The organism is Streptomyces sp. NPDC090798 (assembly GCF_044768965.1).
Lineage (GTDB): Bacteria > Actinomycetota > Actinomycetes > Streptomycetales > Streptomycetaceae > Streptomyces.
On the sequence record NZ_JBIVXA010000024.1, the window covers coordinates 130,761 to 145,528 of the forward strand.

Below are 14,768 nucleotides of genomic sequence, written 5' to 3' on the forward strand. Positions count from 1 at the left end.
ACGCCAGGAACCACGCCCGCTCCACGGGTGGGTCGACGGCAGACGGGATGGGAGCTGGGGTGAGTGGTGGGTGAGGGAGAGAATCAGCGGCGCCGCCCGCGCGACACGGTGCAGCCCACGAGAGGACGACCATGCAAAACCCTGATCGAAGCAGCCTCATGGCCTGATCGAAGCAGCCTCATGGGCTGGGCCAAACGATCTGTCATTCTGGTCTTGGTCGTCCTATTCGCCGTTGACGCCATCGACCGCGCACGCCGCGGAAAGCCCCTCGTGGAGATGTCTTGGGTGCTTCTGCTGATCTTGATGGAACGCCCGACAGACCCTAGCGACCTTCGTGCCCATAGTTCGCATCGAGCGTCGCACAGGTCGGCCGGCGACTCGACTCGACCAGTCAGGCTTCGCCGACCGCGTGGTCTCGTGGCAGCAGGGACCCACGGAGGACGACAGCGAGTGTGCTGAACACACGCACGTCACCACCTCAGGTCAGCCCCACCCGATTTCGCGAACTCCGTTACTTGTCCGCTCGGTAGAGCTTGATGTCCTTGTTGACGAACAAGTGGACGTAGCCGCACCGCCAGCAGATCAGGCCCGTGGCGTTCTCGTCGGCCCATGCCAACTTTCCGAGCATGAACTCCATGCCGGCGCTGTTGAGCAGGACACGCCGCTCTCGGAACAAATCCCCTTGGCAGACCTGGCAGTTGAGCCAGACTTCCCCCAGTGCTGCGCGTACCGGCTTCGCCATCCCGTGAACTCCCCCGTTCTTGCCGAGTGGTCGGAACCGAGACTACGGGGCAGTACGGGCCGCCCGCAGCCCGCGTGAGCGCGCAACAGGGGTCTCGCCATCTGGCGGCCAGAGTGCGGCAGAGGGGCACACGTGCCCTCTGCGTGCCCGGTCGAACAACAACCAGCGGGGATCCTCGGCGAGTCCCCCGAGAACCCGCAGCTCAGCGTCTCGCCAGCTCAGCCCGCATCCGGTTACGCGATCCTCCAAACTGGTGCTCTACGGCACCGCCAGGCCACAGATCAAAGCCGTTCCGCCCGTGCAGCAGCCTTCCCAACGGAGGGGTGCCATGTCTGCGTGGATCGTGTTGGGTTCCGGCTGCGTTCTCCTAGTTCTGGGCGTGTTGACTTTGAACGGCCGGGGAACCGCGGCGTATGCGCCGTCGCCGAGGGCTGGTTGGGGTTGGATTGCGATGGCTGGCGGCCCCGTCCTGGACGGAGGACCCAAACTCCTCGGCTTCTCTTCCGGAGCGGCGATGGTGCTTTCCGCCCTAGCTCTGGGGCTCGTCGCGCTCGGTGCGGTGCTTCTGGTCCGGGGCGGAGCATTCGCCAAGGCTCGTCGTGCCGGCGGCGGCGACTGAGTGCCGCCCCTAATCCCTGTCTAGGACGAACGTCAAGTGGGCCGCTGATGTCTGACCCCAGCGGCTGACACCAACAGCGGCGAACGAAGGTGGGTCAGGGCGAACCCTGGCGACACCTCCCACGCCGCATGGCGGCCAAGATCCAGTGCCTGGAGCTCGCGATGATCGACCTGATAAGGATGAGGCCAGATCTCAAAATCTGCTTCCAGCGTCAGCGCTCCTGGGGTAAGCCCTGAGCCACTTGGAGCATCGCGCTAGCATCCCGCACGCCCATTCCGTGAAGATCCAGCGTGGATGTATTCGCGCGCATTTTGAGACAGCGTGCGGTCGAGCCCGAGTCTGTACGCGACGTCGACGCCGCCTGGGATGCCTTCGGTGAGTTCCTCCAGGTCGAGGTCGAAGGGATCGAGAGTCTTGAGAACGACGGTGACGGCTTCATCGTCGAACGGGGCAGGTGGGGCTGGAACGACGACCAGCCTTCGATGTCCTTTGGGCGACTGCTTGCGGTCAACGGTGCCGACGACCGTGATGCCCCCGACCGGCAGCCGGAGTACTGGAAGGTCGAGCTGCAGCTCGTCTTCGGCGAGGACCCGGCATGGGCAGGGCTCGACTGCCTCGGGCATCAGCACACCGGGTTCGACCACGCCGAGATCGGCATGCCCAGGACTGTCGCGCTGGGAGAGACGCGGGCGTAGCCAGGGCGGAAAGCAGGAGGCGAGCTGTCACCGCGCGACGCCTTCTTGGTGATGAGGTGTCAGGCTCGGTAACTGGACGGTGTGATGCATGCCTTCGGGACGCCCCCAGGCGGCCAAGTCACCCCGAGCGATTAGCATTTGCGCAGAGACCACTGTTTCGCGGTCATTCAAATGGAGAGAGCAACGCGCATGCATAAGTCCATCCGCCGGGCACTGATCACCGCCCCCGTTTCCGCCGTCGCCGGCCTCGGCCTCGCCTTCACTATCGGCGCGGGCACGAGTTCGGCCACCCCTCACAATGTCAGCGAGCAGTACGCCCAGGGCTCCATGTCGTACAACCCTGCCACCGACACTGTCACGGTTAAGGACCTCAAGGCGGACGGCCGCACCTTCGCCGTCAGTCTCTTCGGGCCCGCCTCAGACAACGTCCGCGTGTGCAAGGTGGGCGGCAAGGGCAAGTCCAAGACCTGTGACTTCAACTTCAACAGCGGTCGGCTGAACGTCCTGGTCTTCACCGAGCGGGGCAACCAGCACTGGGACATCGACAAGTTCCACATGGACGCCTGACCCACGCACCCGCGGACCGGGCCGCCGGCCGCCCGCTCCTCCTCCGCCTCACGCGTCGTACGAGATCTTCCCCCACTCGCCCATCGTGGACCGGACCTTCGTCGACTCCTGGTGATCCGTATCGGAGGGGGCGACGCAGCGGCTCGGGGCCGCCGCGGGCACAGAGAGGCAGTCAGCTACAGGTTGGCTGACAGAACTGTTCCAGCGCGGCTCTGAAGGCGAGCGATGCCGCGCTCAATCCCGATGCGTCGCGAGAAGTGCGCCTTGCACTGACGCTCGTGCATGTCCTCGTACCAGTCCGGAGCGTTCTACTTGAACGTGCAGTGCGGCGGGGGCCGCCAGCCGCCCGCCGGTCTGCGCATCTCGACCCTGGCAGCCAGCATTCGCGGATCTCAAACGCCAGTCGCGTCTCTGAGGAGTACCAGAATCTGCACGAGACCTTCGAGGCGCTGGGCGCTTCCACGAAGCTGGTGTGCCTCCTTTTCACGGCCGACCCGGAGGGCGGCATCCACGTGATCCATTGGGGGGACGCGCGCCTCGAGCCAGACCGTACCTTCACTTTTATCCCTACAGCGAACAGTTGCGGGTGGCGACCCAAGCGCTTGAGTGAGGCGGCCGTACGGCAAGATGGGTTGTTTCTGGCCACCTGCCCGGTGAGATCGTGTCGCGTATGGACGCACTCTTCGACATGCCTCAAGCCGACGCTTCCGAGCAGACCGTCATCGCCCATTTCCGCCTGAGCGGGGACCAGTTCGGGGAGCGGGACGAGCGGGCTGCAATCTACGAAGCGGAACGCGCGATGACCGTTGTCGTTGAGAACGCCGGGGTTGGCGAAGTAGACCGGAACGAGTTCGGTGGCGGAGAGGGTGTGGTGTACGCCTACGGGCCCGATGCCGACGCCCTCTTCAAGGCCATGGAAGCAACGCTGCGGGAGCTTCCCTTTCGACCTGCGTACGTCGTTCCGCATCGTGGCGACGCCAAGGCGGACGCCTCTCGGGTGGACCTGTGATCGGCCAGGACGAGGGGTCGTGCCAGATCCGTGCCAGGTCGTGCGGGGGACCACGGGGAACACCGGGCAAGCGGTAAGCAGCCCATGGGACGCCGCTCAGGCTCCGCCGCGGGTCAGCACGGCGACTACCTCTGGATCACCTGAGCTTCCCAAGCTCAGTGTGCGGACGGTGCTGACGCAAACGATGCCCTCCGATACGGTCACGAGCCATGGCGAATGGCAACGGTGTGCCGGAGAAGGTGGCGTGGATCCTGGTTCGGGACGACCGGGTGTTGGTGACGCGTAGTCATGGCAGAGATCGCTTCTACTTCCCGGGCGGTCATCGTGAGCCGGGCGAGTCCGACGGCGAGACCCTGGTGCGGGAGATCGACGAAGAACTACAGGCGGCGATCGACCCCGGTTCCATGGTGCACTTCGGCACTTTCGAGATCGGCGAGGGCCATCCGAATCACGGCCCCTTCCGGATGATCTGTTACACCGCCGATCACCGCGGTGAGCTGACCCCATCGAGGGAGATCGCTGAGAAGGCGTGGTTCCGCTACGCCGATCGGGACCGAGTCTCGGCCGTCGACGAGATGGCTTTCGACGCGCTTTACGAGGCCGGGCGGCTTTCCTGATCCCGTGACCGCTGTACAGCAGTGGAGTACGGCAAGCACCACGACCGCAAGCCGAGCGTCAACAACCGGCGATGGCCGACCGACCAGCCGACCAGACCTCAATGCCCCTCCCAGCCGAGCGCTCGGGACGAAGAGGCCGCTCCAGAGCTGTGCCGCGTGGGTACCTGCCGTTTCCCCAGGTCTACGGATGGCCGACTCGTACGGTGAGCCGCCTGTCGTCGCCGCTGAGAGCAGACGAGTCAATCAGCTCATATGCCGGAAGTCGGTCCATCCCGAAGCGCCATTTCGTGAGCATCACTGCAGGCGTGTGACTGTCGCCGTTGTCCGAGAGGTCTCCCCCACCGTCGCGGATCATCGCGCCGAGGGGCCCGATCACGGTCGCTGGTCATGTGCTGATAGATCAGCGCGACCCGCGAGCTGCTGTGGCCCATCCTCGTCATCAGCTCCCTGGTGCTGGCCCCGGCCGTGGAGGCCAGCGTGTTGCCCGTATGCCTCAGGTCGTGGAAGTGCAGCTCGGCCGTGACGCCTGCATCCTTCCGCGCCTTGACCCAGTCGTCCCGGAAGTTGCTCCGCCGAAGCTGCCCACCCTGCGGCCCGACGCACACATGCCCGTCCTGTCCTGCGGCGGCGTAGTGCTCCAGGTGACGCGTGATCTCGTCGACCAGCTCACCGGGGAAGGAGACCGTGCGCACCCCGGCAGCCGACTTGGGCGCCTTGTCGAAGAGCCGCCCGTCCTGCAACTCGGCTTGCGCCCGGCGGACCACGACCAGGCGGCCGGCCAGGTCGATGTCCCTGCGACGCAGCGCAGCCAACTCAACTGGTTCAAGGCGGCTCGCTCCGCTCCCCGCGCGCAGCCCGGCCCCCGGCCGGCCTTGCGCTCCTGTCGCCGCCCGGCTCCAGCCCAGCCGACGCCCGTGCCGCGCGCACAGCAATCAACCGCTTGCCGTAGAAGGAGGTACGACGTGGCTGGGGCGGTCGGCTCCACGGCTTTAGGCAGCCACTTTGGCGCGAGCCTCGCAGATCACGGCCCCAACGTCGTGCTTTACCGGACAGGTCCCCAGATTGCCCGACGCGGGAATGCTTACGAGACCATGATCACTCGCGCCAAAGCAGCTCCACCGACCTGGCTTTGAGCTGCCCACTTCCCGACCACACCACATCGAATTCTCAAGTTCTCCTCAGAACATTGATCATTTGATTGTCCAGTACATGCCCTGACCGTAGTGTCCAAATGCTCGATCGCCACGGGGGCGGTCCACCGGAAAGGTGTCACATGGGCATCGGTTCACGGCGCGCTGCGACCGGCGCTGCCACTGCTCTGCTTTTCTGCTTCGTGACTGCGGGTACTGCTTCCGCTGATGAATTGCCGACAGGCGACAACAGCGCGATATCCGCTGACCAAACGACGGACATCAACGACAGACAGGTCTGGGAGGACGCCACCGATCAGCCACTCTCCGACAAGGCGCCGTCCATGTGTGACCAGCCGTCCACGTGGTACACCATCACGTCGAAGAAGGCATACCACGTTCCTTCTTGGTGGAACGGCACCAAGTACAAGGACGGTCCGGGCGGCACCATGTCCGTGTCCGTCACCAAAACTGGCACCATCTCTGCCGAATTTTCAGCCAGCGGGGAGTGGTCGGCCGGGGCGATCCTCGCGAAGGCCAAGACCACCATCAGCATCAAAATCGGTGCCAGTGTCTCTGTCGCCATCGGCCACAACTACTCCCATGACATCAGCCGGAACAAGTACGGACACCTGCAGTACGGCTCGTGGGGGTACAAGCTGAACTGGAAGCGGTACCGTTCCGCTGGCGGCAGCAGCTGTGGTGGCGTCGAGATCGCTCACGGGTCGGCGACGCTGCCCACATCCGAGACTGGCTGGAAGTACTGGGAAACCTCGTCATGACCTTTTCGAGCCCGCGGGCATGGCTCGCCGGATGCGCTGTGGCAGCGTCAGTAGTCCTGCTCGCCTCGTGCACGTCCGGCAGTGATGACGGCGAAGCCTCCAAAGATCACTCGCCGCCTGCTGCGAGTGGGTCGCAGACGGCAACAGAGCCGTCCCAGAAGAAACTCACTGAGCAGGCTCAAGCGGCCCTGACCGCCGTCCACAGCGGGAAGATGGTCGAGGCCGGCGCGGAGCGGGTGATCGACGGCATCCACACCGAGCCGAGCCTGAACGAGGGCAGGACATACAGGCTCAACCTGGTGTGCGTCGGCAACGGCAGCGCGCAGTTGACATTCACACCGGCGAGCACCGGCACAGAGACCAAGGTGCCGTGCGATCAGTCGGTGGTCCAGCAGCGGATCACCGTGCACAAGCCGGTACGCATTGATGTCGACGGTGCCAAGGGGTCAACCGGTGTGATCGCCTGGCAAATCGACGCCATCTGATCCGGGCATACGGGCCCCCCGGTGCGGCTGCTGGGGGCGTTCGATCGGTGCAGCAGCGAAATACAGCAACCTCAGCGGCCGATTCCGACCAGCGCCGTCTTCGTATGGCTGAAGCGCGACCTGCATGACCCTCAACGGCTGATCTCTATAGCGCTACGGATCAGAAGGTGCACGACGCAGATAGTCGCGTGCCACATCCGTGCAGGTTCGAATCCTGCCGGGGGCACAGCAGGAAGGGCCGGCTCAGGAGGGGTTTCCTCCCGAGTCGGCCCCCTCAGCTGCGACTCAGCGGACTTCGGGACTTTGTTGCGTGATTGCTCAGGATCGCCCCTCCTGTTCCCTCACGCTGACGTGACGGAACAGGTGAAGCCTTGGAGCGTGTCCCGAATGGTCACCCGGCGGTTGCCGGGTCGGTGACTGTAAGGGTGACGGGTCCGCCGGGCATCGGCTGGCTGCCGCCGCCGGGCAGGCCGTAGCTCACGGTCTTGTAGCCCTGGTCCTGGAGCGTGAAACCGATGGTGTACGTGCCGGGTGCGGTGCCCCGCGGCAGCGTGAAGTACTCGTCCAACGGACCTGAGAAGGTGGTGGACACACCACCGGACTGAATCGGGTCGGCGTGCCCGGAGGCGTCGACCAGATACAGGTCGAGGCCGTTCACCCCGGCGGTGGAAGCGGACAGGTCGATCGTCAGCTTGATCCATGTCTGGGTGTCGTTGGCCGCGACCGTACCCGGGGTGACTGCGACCGCGTCCACCGTGGGCAACACGGTGTCAGGGATGTTGGTCAGTGTCGCATCAACGTCCGGGGCGCCCAGCGATGAACCGTAGACGGCCTGGTCGCCGTGACCGTCGGTGATGATCAAACCGGTGAGCTGACAGCTGAACTGGCCCCGCAGCCCGCGTACCGGCACGGTGACCGTACCGTCCGCCTGCACGGTCGGGGTGGTGGACAGCTGCTGGCACTGGGTGGCGTTGTTTCCCCAGTTCGTCAGCTGTACGGAGCTGACCCCGCCCACGGCGCCAGAAGCCCGCAGGGAGAGCTGTACGGTCGGGACGGGCGAGTGCCAGCTGTCGATTTGGCTCGGGGTGAACGCGAAGCCGGTCGCGGACAGCACGCTGTCAGAGGTCACGTGCACCGGGGCTTCGGACAGCCCGGTGTAGGCGTGGGTGATTCCGGCATTGCTGGTGAGGTCCACCTCTGTGACCTTCCAATCGCCCTCCGACAGGCCGGCCGGCAGCGACACGGTCACGGCGCAGTCGAGTACCTGCCGCTGCATCCAGTCGATGTTGCCGCAGCCCTGGTAGCCCTCGCTCGCGTCCCGGACGATGGCGAACGATCCGCGGGCCGTGCGGCCGCCCGAACCGGTGACCACAACCGTTCCGCCGTTCACACCGGACTTGTTCTCCTGGCTGTCGAGCTGGTATCGCAGCGCGGCACCTTGGCCGGGGGCCTCGTAGACGGTGGCCTGCATACCCTGCGCCAGGGCGATCTGGTCGAGGCTCGGGTAGCCCTGGTCCACGGTGGTCCGGGCGGTGAAGGAGCTGGGGAACGCGGACAGTTGGGGCGCGGTCCAGTCGATCTTGTCGCCAGCGCCGTCACCACCCTGGATCTCCGAGACTGCCCAGGTCGTCTTCGTCGTGGCTCCGTACTGCGGGACGGCGACGGTCCATGTGTACGTGGTCGAGGCGGGGGTGGCACCGGGCTTGACGGTGACGTCGCCGGACAGTGAACCCTGGGAGTCGAAGTTGGCGGCGAGTTCGGTGCCAATGTAGGCGCCGGTCTTCGGATTCATCCGGCGTATGTGAATGTCGCCCCCGAAACCGAGGGCGTTCGGATTGGACGAGATCATCGTCCAGTTCAGTTCGATGGTGGCCGACCCTGAGGTGGCATCGACCGACTTGGCGCTGAACGACAGTGCCGAAACGCCCATCGCCGACGCGGCACCCGGCGCCGCCGCGTGGTGCTGTGCCGCGGCAGCCCCGGGAGCCGCGCTCAGCATGCACGCGACTCCGGCGGCGGTCATCGACGCCAGCAGGCGTCTAAGTCTGATCACTCTCTTCTCCTATTTAGATGCTGATGCGCGAGGTCACTAGACATCAACTCCCCTGCTCTAGCAACACAGTTATCGGCCCGCAACGGCAGGGCTTTCCAGCTGGGCACCGACCCGGCCGCCGCTAGGAGGGTGGCCGTGCCGTGCCGGGCGTCGTGCAGCCGAACGACTCGGATGTCAGCGGAGTCGGCGATGCGGGTGAAGGACCGGTAGACGTTCCGCGGCTCGACCTGGCGGCCGGCGGAACTACACCCCGCCCCACCGGCCGTACACCAGGTTGGACCGGACAGCGGTCTTGGACCGTTGCCCATCAGGTCTATGACCTGCGATGATCCGAGACCGATCCATGATCACGGGGGAGTCCTGGCATGCGACCTTGGAAACCAGGCAGTCCCAACACTGCGTCCTGCCTGAGCATGAAACGACCGCGTATTTCGCTGCTGGTCGCGCTAGGCCTCGCTGCCATCTCCGTGACAGGGTGCAGCAGTTCCGACGATGAGGGACTGCCGGTGCGGGTGGTCAATGAGTCGGCTTGGGATGCCCGCGTGGTCGGTTGTCCGCCGTGCGGAGAGCGCGGTGCTGTGGTCGAGGGAGATCCCGACCGAACACCGGGCGAGGGCGGCGGTGAATACCTTGGGTGGGCCGAAGAACGCGCATGGCCTGTGACGTACAAGATTGTCGTCCGAGGAGTGGAGTCGGTTTGCCCGGTCATCGATCCCGAGCCCGGCAAGGCGGACGCAGTGGGCACCCGCGACGTCATCTACCTGGTGGACGGGGCCGGAAACTGCGTCGCAGGCCCAGGGAGCATGGACGACGTCTGACATCAGCGGCTGACACATCAGCGGCTGACATCAACAAGGGCGAACAGTGGGGGTCAACGCCAGCCCGTGCCGGACCTGTGCCAGATCGTGCGGGGAACCACGGCGGGGGAACCAGTCGACCACCCACCAGGCGCCGACGGCGCTCCGCCACAGGTCGGTGCGGTAGTCGCCCCCAGAAAACCCAAGCTTCCCAAGCTGAGGTCTCACCGCCGGTCGTGGTCTGTCAGTCCAGCCAGACAAGCATCGCGTCGCCCGCCCTGGCAGCAGCCTCGAAGAACTGTGTGAGGTCGTCGTACCAGGGACGCCCCCACTCCAGCGCGCCGGGCTCGCTCCATCCGAGCGGATACACCTCGGCGCTGGTCAGTTCAGCAGGATTCACGCCGCTGATGAGCTGGGCATAGCTGGTAGCGCGGAGACTGCGGTTGGCCTGGCCTGGCATGGCTGTGCATCCTGGGCGCCATGACGAACCCTGAAGGCCCGTACGTGAAGGTGCACTTCCGGCTTGAGATCGAGGACGAATGGCCCCCGGCGTCGGTGGAGAGTCTGTGGGCTGTCGACCAGGGCGACGGCACAGTGCGGCTCGACAACATCCCGTGGTTCGTTCGAGACATCGCGTGCGGGGACATCGTGGCCGCCGAGCCCGACGAGGAAGGCGTGCGATGGGCCGGCGAGGTGGTTCGCCGTTCGGAGAACTGCACCATCCGCCTGATCGTGTTCCGTGACGGCGGCTCGGGTGCCGCACGGCAGAGCGTGATCAACGCGTTTCAGGAACTCGGCGTCGACGGCGAGGGCATAGAGCGGTTCGGCATGGTCTCCCTGGATGTGCCGCCCACCGCCGATCTGGCCAAGGTACGAAAGCTCCTCAACCACGGCGTTGCCAAGGAGTGGTGGGACATGGAAGAGGGGTGCATCACCGCGCAGTGGCGGGCGGCGTCCGTCAGTTGATGCTACTGATGTGATCTACGCTGGGCCGTCCCTGGGCCCTGCGAGGTCGCTCGACAATGGCCAAAGACGACCAACGGCGACCACCAGTCGCAGGTGCCCACTGCTCCTGAGCAGCGAAAACGCAGGTCACCACGATCCCAGGCAAGACCCAGGGCAAGAAGAAGGATCCATCAGTGCGGGCCCCGCCCCGGTGATCTCTCACCGGGGGTAGGGGCAGGTTCCGGGCGCAACCGATCACGACAACGCTCCGGACATCATCGGCATGCAGCGGAGGCGCGCGACACCAGTGCTGGCCGTTCATCGCCGCTCCCGCTTAGGTGAGCCGAGCAATAACTCGGCCATGACACGGGCGTCGCGGCGGCGCGACGGGCTTGCAGACCACACGCCAGGCAAAACTACGCAGCACAAGAGAGCGAGTGGGCTGAGGACCGCGATCACGCCGATCCAGGGATAGGCCACTGTGACGGGTACCAAGAGACCACCTGATACCAGGCCAATCAGCGGCCCTGCCCTCACGGGTCGGTTGCGCTCGCCATGCGCAGGATTCCTTCCTGTTCACGGAGCTTCGGGCCCCGACCCGACACCCACGCGTTTTACGGCCATACAGGACTGACCGTCATTCATGAGACACCGGTGATCGCACGCACCAGGATGGCGAGTCCACGGCAGGCATGCGCGGCGCCCCATCCCCCGTCGATGGGAGCAAATTCATCTTGCCCCATCACAGAGGGTTGTAGGAGGCGTTTCTAGACACGGCAGGCAACTGCACCGCCGTCAGAGCCGTGCCAGATGCGCGCCAGCTCGTGCGGGAACCACGGGGAACGGCGGGCACTGGCGCTTGAGCCAGAGCGCTGTCGGTATCGCTCACCGCAGGTCAGCGAAACGTCCGCCTCGGGAAGACCCGAGCTTCCCAAGCTCAGGGCGGAGCGCGAAGACGACCAGGATCCAGGATATGGGGCGCTGATCATCTCGGCTGCGCTTCCCGCGCCCGTAGCGCACTCCGGCAGAATGCGAGGGTGTCCCTTGATGCCGTCGACGCCGTGAACTGGTCCGCGATACGCAACCCAACGGGCCACCAGTGCGACGATCCGGAGCGCGTAGCCCAGCAACTGCGGCGGCTGACGGTTTCCACCACCGCCAACGAGACAGGTGACGCGGCATCCCTCCTCGCCGGTGGCGCCTTCGTCTGTGACCACGCCGGCATGGTGCTCCCGGCCGCCTACGCGGCCACCCCGATCCCGCTCAATCTCGTCGAGCACGGCTGACGGCCGCGCATCAAAGACGTAGCCCTCGGCTCCTCTTTGACGCGCTGTGCGCCTTGCCGGCCGCCGGCCACAACCGGGTGGACACCCCCCACGGCACCAACGTCCCACTCTGCTCGGGAAGCGAGGCCGCCACACACCCGGCCTGCGACGCCTCATCCTCCCTGGGCTGTGACGTCGGTGATCTCCACGGACACATTCGTGCCCGCCGAAGCAGTGCTGATCATGGACGGCGTGTAGTTCAGGCTCGTCCGGTCCGACAGCTCGGCTGTCTCGATGACCGGGCCGGACTCGTCGCCGTGGATCTCGTAAGTGATCTCGTACACGGCGTCCGGGGCGATGCCCTCGCTGTCCCCCAGGTAGGTGAGGTCCGGCTCGACCGTCACATTGCAGCCAGCCGTCCCGAAACACTGCCGCTTCGTGGTTTTCAGCTCGATGGTGAAGCTGTCGGCAGTCACCTCGTCGTACGACGGCGTGGGGGTCGGTGTCTCCGTGGCGGCCGCCCCCGTGGCGCCGCCCGTCGGCTTGACGGCCTCGACCGGCTTACTGCCGTAGCCGGAGTGCACGACGACGATTCCGGTGCCGACGACCGCCGCGATGACGGCGGCTGCTGAAGCCGCGATGATCAGGTTGGTGCGAGACTTCTTCACCGGTGGTGTCGGGCTGTACGACGGCATCGGCGGTGAACTGGCGTCGGTCACGGTTCCCCCAGGGGCACTTGTTCGGTTCGAGGGTGGGCGGCGGCCGGGAATCCGCGGCCGGTCCTACTGCCAGCCACCGGTGAAGTCACTGCTGAGCTGGGCGTCGCAGATGTTGTAGCCGCCCGACGCGTGCCCGGACTTCGTTTGCCCGTCCTCGGTCACGCTGCAGTTGATGTCCCCCGAGCCCTGCAGCTGGGCGTTCAGCGAGTAGTACATCGCCCCCTTCTTGAGGGGCAGGATGGCCTCGAACTTGCCGTTCTTGAACACGCCCTTGCGGGTGTCGCTGTCGGAGCCGTAGTTGATGTCGAGACCGCCGAGCGCTCCGGCCGGGGCGGTCCCCCAGACTTTGAAGACAACGGTCTTCGGGGCACCGGCCTTCTTGTCGCCGGACTTACTGCTGTCGTCCTTGGCGTCGGCGGCCGCCTTGTTGCCGGTCGTGGTGGTGGACGTGGACTTCGAGGCGCTGCTGCTGGAGTCGTTCGAGCCGCTGCCGTCGACGGCCGCGGCGACGATGCCAAGGACGACGGCCACGCCGACGAGGCCGAGACAGCCGAGACCGATGGCCTTCCCTGCGCCGGGTCCCTTTTTCGGCGGCTGTGGCTGGAACAGCGGCTGCCCGTACGGCTGCTGGCCGTGGGGGGCCTGGCCGTGGGGCTGCCGCGGGCCGGCCCATCCGGGCTGCGGCGGCTGCTGGTTACTCATAAGTCCCCCTGAGATGTCTGCTGTCGAAAGTGAAATGTGTGACATGTAGAGATGACGTGCGGTTGCCGCTTACCGGATGGATTCACCCAATCGTGGTAAACCCGCCAGGCGTGCACGGCCGGCTGCCATGCAACGAAGGCCCTGGCTGGGCGGATTGCCGCGCAGGGTGAGATGCGGGTGTGGGCGAGAGGGCGGCCGGTGAGCCAGGCAGCAAGTCGTGCCCGGTTGAGGGCCGCGCCGGTGAGGTGGTGTTGCGGGGGGGTCTTGACGAGGCCGCGGTAGCGGGATCTGCGCAGGCCGAACGCGTGGACTGCGGATGGCCGGCACCGCGGTGGGCCAGGGCGAGCTTCTGGTGCGCCACGGACCAGTCCTCCGGCTCGCCGAGTTCTTCGAACTCACGGGTGGCAGCAGCCATGACGCCGGTCGCGTACTCGTTGTTGCCCTCCTTGCTCAGCGCCGTGCCGATCCATAACCGGGCCCGGGCTCGGTCGCGCCGGCTGAGCCGCTCGTCGCCGGCGAGCCGCTCGTACCGACGGGCGGAGGTACCACGGTGGCGGTGGTGGCGGTATGAAGTTCCGGTGGGGCGGCCGCAAGACGGACGGCGCGTGGTGGCAGCGGTACTACCTCTTCGGTTCGGTCAAGAACAAGAGCTACACCTGGTCGGGCGCCGACAACCTGCGCCGTCACTGCTCCGGTCACCGTCCCGCGACCCGCATCTCCAAGACGTACAACGCCCGGCTGGGCGACATCGTCTTCTTCAAATGGAAGAAGGAACGGCGCTACAACCACGCCGCGGTGGTGACCTCCAAGGTGCAGGGACATCTGGGACTCTCCCAGCACGGCATCAAGAACCACACCACGCTCGACGATGTGCTGGCGCGTTACCGCGGCACCAGCAACCCGATACAACGAGTCCTGATCATCCGACCCAGGAGTGCCAAATGAGGGCAGGGACCGCAGCACGCGGCCCGATGACCGGAGTGCTGGCAGCCAGTGTGCTGTTCGCGGCACTGACCGGGTGTTCGTCCACGGACGACACGGCGGACACCCGCTACGCCAAGGACTACACCGGCCATGAACCTCTGCACGTGCTCGGCTACCCGTCGACCGGCTCACTCGGCGTCACGCAACAGCTCGTCTGGCGGATCGCGGACGATTCCGCCGACCGGCTCGCGGCACTCGCCACCGGTGACGGCGGCAAGGACGCCGCACGCAGCACGGCCGAAAACTGGATCAAGGCATTCGGAAAGGGAGCGGGCGGGAAGGTCGCAGCCGACTTCTACGACGAAGGCTCCGAGCGTCAGACCGTCGTCCTGTACTTCCAGGACACCGGGCAGACGAAGGAGATCAGCGTGCGCCTCGACGGGAACGCGGGCGACGACGGCTGGCACGTCCTCATGGACGAACCGTCCATGAAGGAGGCCACGGCAGAGCCGACCTGGGCGCCCCGAACCCCGGGCGGCTCAGGATCTCCTCGCACCCGCTGACCCGCCCCCGTGCCGCCACGGCGCCCTCGCATCCGTACCGCGCAGGGCGCCGTGGCGTGTCCGGAGCCGTCGGCCAGGACGCGCGGCTGCCGAGGTGGTGCGGGAGGTGAGTGCCTGGGCCGCTCGCGCGGCGGTTCACCACCAAGCTTCACCT

The 14,768-nt window shown here is 66.1% G+C and carries 18 protein-coding genes and 2 pseudogenes; 12 read left to right on the forward strand and 8 right to left on the reverse strand.

The features are described from left to right. Positions 1-511 precede the first annotated feature (511 nt). The gene (locus ACIQTP_RS37830) at positions 512-676 is read right to left on the reverse strand and encodes a hypothetical protein (protein WP_403408491.1); all 165 of its coding nucleotides are present in this window, start codon (positions 674-676) and stop codon (positions 512-514) included. Between the two features lie 517 nt (positions 677-1,193). On the opposite strand from ACIQTP_RS37830, the gene ACIQTP_RS37835 reads away from it, so the two are divergent. The 5 genes from ACIQTP_RS37835 (at position 1,194) to ACIQTP_RS37855 (ending at position 4,249) form a co-directional block, all read left to right on the forward strand. Beyond that, complete coding sequence (locus ACIQTP_RS37835) at positions 1,194-1,361, forward strand: hypothetical protein (protein ID WP_403408493.1); 168 nt, start codon at positions 1,194-1,196, stop codon at positions 1,359-1,361. 290 nt (positions 1,362-1,651) lie between these two features. Beyond that, positions 1,652-2,056: a hypothetical protein gene (locus ACIQTP_RS37840; protein WP_403408495.1), complete on the forward strand. Its 405-nt coding sequence runs from the start codon at positions 1,652-1,654 to the stop codon at positions 2,054-2,056. A gap of 189 nt (positions 2,057-2,245) precedes the next feature. Continuing rightward, positions 2,246-2,623 carry a hypothetical protein gene (locus ACIQTP_RS37845; RefSeq protein WP_403408497.1) on the forward strand — a complete coding sequence of 126 codons (378 nt, stop codon included), beginning with the start codon at positions 2,246-2,248 and terminating at the stop codon, positions 2,621-2,623. Positions 2,624-3,293: 670 nt separating this feature from the next. Beyond that, complete coding sequence (locus ACIQTP_RS37850; RefSeq protein WP_403408499.1) at positions 3,294-3,632, forward strand: hypothetical protein; 339 nt, start codon at positions 3,294-3,296, stop codon at positions 3,630-3,632. Between the two features lie 209 nt (positions 3,633-3,841). Further along, positions 3,842-4,249, forward strand: a complete 408-nt coding sequence (locus ACIQTP_RS37855) for an NUDIX domain-containing protein (protein WP_097224458.1) — start codon at positions 3,842-3,844, stop codon at positions 4,247-4,249. Between the two features lie 248 nt (positions 4,250-4,497). Here the strand turns inward: ACIQTP_RS37855 and ACIQTP_RS37860 are convergent, their stop codons facing one another. Beyond that, positions 4,498-5,061 carry a tyrosine-type recombinase/integrase gene (locus ACIQTP_RS37860; protein WP_403408501.1) on the reverse strand — a complete coding sequence of 188 codons (564 nt, stop codon included), beginning with the start codon at positions 5,059-5,061 and terminating at the stop codon, positions 4,498-4,500. Positions 5,062-5,522: 461 nt separating this feature from the next. Here ACIQTP_RS37860 and ACIQTP_RS37865 point away from each other — a divergent pair, with 461 nt between their 5' ends. Both ACIQTP_RS37865 and ACIQTP_RS37870 read left to right on the forward strand, forming a co-directional pair. Next, on the forward strand, positions 5,523-6,161 hold the full coding sequence (locus ACIQTP_RS37865; protein ID WP_403408503.1) for a hypothetical protein: 639 nt from the start codon (positions 5,523-5,525) through the stop codon (positions 6,159-6,161). Continuing rightward, positions 6,158-6,646: a hypothetical protein gene (locus ACIQTP_RS37870; protein ID WP_403408505.1), complete on the forward strand. Its 489-nt coding sequence runs from the start codon at positions 6,158-6,160 to the stop codon at positions 6,644-6,646. Before ACIQTP_RS37865 ends, ACIQTP_RS37870 begins: the two co-directional genes overlap by 4 nt. Positions 6,647-7,037: 391 nt before the next feature. Here ACIQTP_RS37870 and ACIQTP_RS37875 read toward each other — a convergent pair whose 3' ends face one another. Together ACIQTP_RS37875 and ACIQTP_RS37880 are read right to left on the reverse strand one after the other, a co-directional pair. Beyond that, the gene (locus ACIQTP_RS37875) at positions 7,038-8,699 is read right to left on the reverse strand and encodes a hypothetical protein (RefSeq protein ID WP_403408506.1); all 1,662 of its coding nucleotides are present in this window, start codon (positions 8,697-8,699) and stop codon (positions 7,038-7,040) included. 101 nt (positions 8,700-8,800) lie between these two features. Next, positions 8,801-8,938 (reverse strand): annotated as a pseudogene (locus tag ACIQTP_RS37880) (oxidoreductase); the annotation flags it as partial. A gap of 420 nt (positions 8,939-9,358) precedes the next feature. On the opposite strand from ACIQTP_RS37880, the gene ACIQTP_RS37885 reads away from it, so the two are divergent. Next, entirely contained in the window at positions 9,359-9,517 is a 159-nt protein-coding gene (locus ACIQTP_RS37885) for a hypothetical protein (protein WP_403408508.1), read from the forward strand. A 223-nt stretch (positions 9,518-9,740) separates the two neighbouring features. On the opposite strand, the gene ACIQTP_RS37890 is transcribed toward ACIQTP_RS37885, so the two are convergent. After that, positions 9,741-9,956, reverse strand: a complete 216-nt coding sequence (locus ACIQTP_RS37890) for a DUF1877 family protein (protein ID WP_403408510.1) — start codon at positions 9,954-9,956, stop codon at positions 9,741-9,743. 20 nt (positions 9,957-9,976) lie between these two features. Here ACIQTP_RS37890 and ACIQTP_RS37895 point away from each other — a divergent pair, with 20 nt between their 5' ends. Continuing rightward, a complete protein-coding gene (locus tag ACIQTP_RS37895) occupies positions 9,977-10,462 on the forward strand; it encodes a DUF4265 domain-containing protein (RefSeq protein ID WP_403408512.1) in 486 nt (161 codons plus the stop codon). A gap of 1,016 nt (positions 10,463-11,478) precedes the next feature. Next, on the forward strand, positions 11,479-11,727 hold the full coding sequence (locus tag ACIQTP_RS37900) for a hypothetical protein (RefSeq protein WP_403408514.1): 249 nt from the start codon (positions 11,479-11,481) through the stop codon (positions 11,725-11,727). Positions 11,728-11,879: 152 nt separating this feature from the next. On the opposite strand, the gene ACIQTP_RS37905 is transcribed toward ACIQTP_RS37900, so the two are convergent. The 3 genes and pseudogenes from ACIQTP_RS37905 to ACIQTP_RS37915 all read right to left on the reverse strand — a co-directional run. Next, a complete protein-coding gene (locus ACIQTP_RS37905) occupies positions 11,880-12,425 on the reverse strand; it encodes a hypothetical protein (protein ID WP_403408516.1) in 546 nt (181 codons plus the stop codon). A 63-nt stretch (positions 12,426-12,488) separates the two neighbouring features. Then, positions 12,489-13,127: a hypothetical protein gene (locus ACIQTP_RS37910; RefSeq protein WP_403408518.1), complete on the reverse strand. Its 639-nt coding sequence runs from the start codon at positions 13,125-13,127 to the stop codon at positions 12,489-12,491. Positions 13,128-13,446: 319 nt separating this feature from the next. Next, positions 13,447-13,671: pseudogene (locus ACIQTP_RS37915) on the reverse strand (hypothetical protein); the annotation flags it as partial. A 23-nt stretch (positions 13,672-13,694) separates the two neighbouring features. Here ACIQTP_RS37915 and ACIQTP_RS37920 point away from each other — a divergent pair. Then, positions 13,695-14,072 carry an amidase domain-containing protein gene (locus ACIQTP_RS37920; protein ID WP_403408520.1) on the forward strand — a complete coding sequence of 126 codons (378 nt, stop codon included), beginning with the start codon at positions 13,695-13,697 and terminating at the stop codon, positions 14,070-14,072. After that, entirely contained in the window at positions 14,069-14,614 is a 546-nt protein-coding gene (locus ACIQTP_RS37925; RefSeq protein WP_403408522.1) for a hypothetical protein, read from the forward strand. The genes ACIQTP_RS37920 and ACIQTP_RS37925 overlap by 4 nt, the downstream gene beginning before the upstream one ends. Positions 14,615-14,768: the final 154 nt, after the last annotated feature.

Bases quoted from the DNA above. Each gene is read 5' to 3' on its own strand.
- ACIQTP_RS37835 (WP_403408493.1), top strand. From the start codon at position 1,194: ATGGCTGGCGGCCCCGTCCTGGACGGAGGACCCAAACTCCTCGGCTTC.
- ACIQTP_RS37845 (WP_403408497.1), top strand. From the start codon at position 2,246: ATGCATAAGTCCATCCGCCGGGCACTGATCACCGCCCCCGTTTCCGCC.
- ACIQTP_RS37850 (WP_403408499.1), top strand. From the start codon at position 3,294: ATGGACGCACTCTTCGACATGCCTCAAGCCGACGCTTCCGAGCAGACC.
- ACIQTP_RS37855 (WP_097224458.1), top strand. From the start codon at position 3,842: ATGGCGAATGGCAACGGTGTGCCGGAGAAGGTGGCGTGGATCCTGGTT.
- ACIQTP_RS37865 (WP_403408503.1), top strand. From the start codon at position 5,523: ATGGGCATCGGTTCACGGCGCGCTGCGACCGGCGCTGCCACTGCTCTG.
- ACIQTP_RS37870 (WP_403408505.1), top strand. From the start codon at position 6,158: ATGACCTTTTCGAGCCCGCGGGCATGGCTCGCCGGATGCGCTGTGGCA.
- ACIQTP_RS37890 (WP_403408510.1), bottom strand. From the start codon at position 9,956: ATGCCAGGCCAGGCCAACCGCAGTCTCCGCGCTACCAGCTATGCCCAG.
- ACIQTP_RS37895 (WP_403408512.1), top strand. From the start codon at position 9,977: ATGACGAACCCTGAAGGCCCGTACGTGAAGGTGCACTTCCGGCTTGAG.
- ACIQTP_RS37910 (WP_403408518.1), bottom strand. From the start codon at position 13,127: ATGAGTAACCAGCAGCCGCCGCAGCCCGGATGGGCCGGCCCGCGGCAG.
- ACIQTP_RS37920 (WP_403408520.1), top strand. From the start codon at position 13,695: ATGAAGTTCCGGTGGGGCGGCCGCAAGACGGACGGCGCGTGGTGGCAG.
- ACIQTP_RS37925 (WP_403408522.1), top strand. From the start codon at position 14,069: ATGAGGGCAGGGACCGCAGCACGCGGCCCGATGACCGGAGTGCTGGCA.